This is a genomic window from Pseudomonas sp. 86_A, assembly GCF_017491705.1.
GTDB classification, from domain to species: domain Bacteria; phylum Pseudomonadota; class Gammaproteobacteria; order Pseudomonadales; family Pseudomonadaceae; genus Aquipseudomonas; species Aquipseudomonas koreensis.
On record NZ_JAFGYS010000039.1, the window covers coordinates 1 to 1,198 of the forward strand.

General features: G+C 50.4%; 2 tRNA genes and 2 rRNA genes. All 4 read left to right on the forward strand.

Going from position 1 to position 1,198, the window contains the following annotated elements:
• Positions 1 to 384 (forward strand): 16S ribosomal RNA (locus J5M57_RS27815); the annotation flags it as partial.
• 81 nt (positions 385 to 465) lie between these two features.
• Positions 466 to 542: transfer RNA gene (locus J5M57_RS27820), tRNA-Ile, on the forward strand.
• 30 nt (positions 543 to 572) lie between these two features.
• A tRNA-Ala gene (locus tag J5M57_RS27825) sits at positions 573 to 648 on the forward strand.
• A gap of 246 nt (positions 649 to 894) precedes the next feature.
• Positions 895 to 1,198: ribosomal RNA gene (locus J5M57_RS27830) — 23S ribosomal RNA — on the forward strand; the annotation flags it as partial.

Genomic DNA, 1,198 nt, shown 5'->3' on the forward strand with positions numbered 1-1,198 from the left:
TGCCGGTGACAAACCGGAGGAAGGTGGGGATGACGTCAAGTCATCATGGCCCTTACGGCCTGGGCTACACACGTGCTACAATGGTCGGTACAGAGGGTTGCCAAGCCGCGAGGTGGAGCTAATCCCACAAAACCGATCGTAGTCCGGATCGCAGTCTGCAACTCGACTGCGTGAAGTCGGAATCGCTAGTAATCGCGAATCAGAATGTCGCGGTGAATACGTTCCCGGGCCTTGTACACACCGCCCGTCACACCATGGGAGTGGGTTGCACCAGAAGTAGCTAGTCTAACCTTCGGGAGGACGGTTACCACGGTGTGATTCATGACTGGGGTGAAGTCGTAACAAGGTAGCCGTAGGGGAACCTGCGGCTGGATCACCTCCTTAATCGACGACATCAGCTGCTCCATAAGTTCCCACACGAATTGCTTGATTCATTGAAGAAGACGAAAGAAGCAGCCCGAAATTGGGTCTGTAGCTCAGTTGGTTAGAGCGCACCCCTGATAAGGGTGAGGTCGGCAGTTCGAATCTGCCCAGACCCACCAATTTTGTGTGGGAAACGCCTGTAGAAATACGGGGCCATAGCTCAGCTGGGAGAGCGCCTGCCTTGCACGCAGGAGGTCAGCGGTTCGATCCCGCTTGGCTCCACCACTACTGCTTCTGAAGTATAAAGCTTAGAAATGAGCATTCCATCGGTTCGATGGTGAATGTTGATTTCTAGTCTTTGACTAGTTCGTTCTTTAAAAATTTGGGTATGTGATAGAAAGATAGACTGAACGTTACTTTCACTGGTAACGGATCAGGCTAAGGTAAAATTTGTGAGTTCTCTTAATTGAGAAATTCGAATTTTCGGCGAATGTCGTCTTCACAGTATAACCAGATTGCTTGGGGTTATATGGTCAAGTGAAGAAGCGCATACGGTGGATGCCTTGGCAGTCAGAGGCGATGAAAGACGTGGTAGCCTGCGAAAAGCTTCGGGGAGTCGGCAAACAGACTTTGATCCGGAGATGTCTGAATGGGGGAACCCAGCCATCATAAGATGGTTATCTTGTACTGAATACATAGGTGCAAGAAGCGAACCAGGGGAACTGAAACATCTAAGTACCCTGAGGAAAAGAAATCAACCGAGATTCCCTTAGTAGTGGCGAGCGAACGGGGACTAGCCCTTAAGTGGCTTTGAGATTAGCGGAACGCTCTGGAA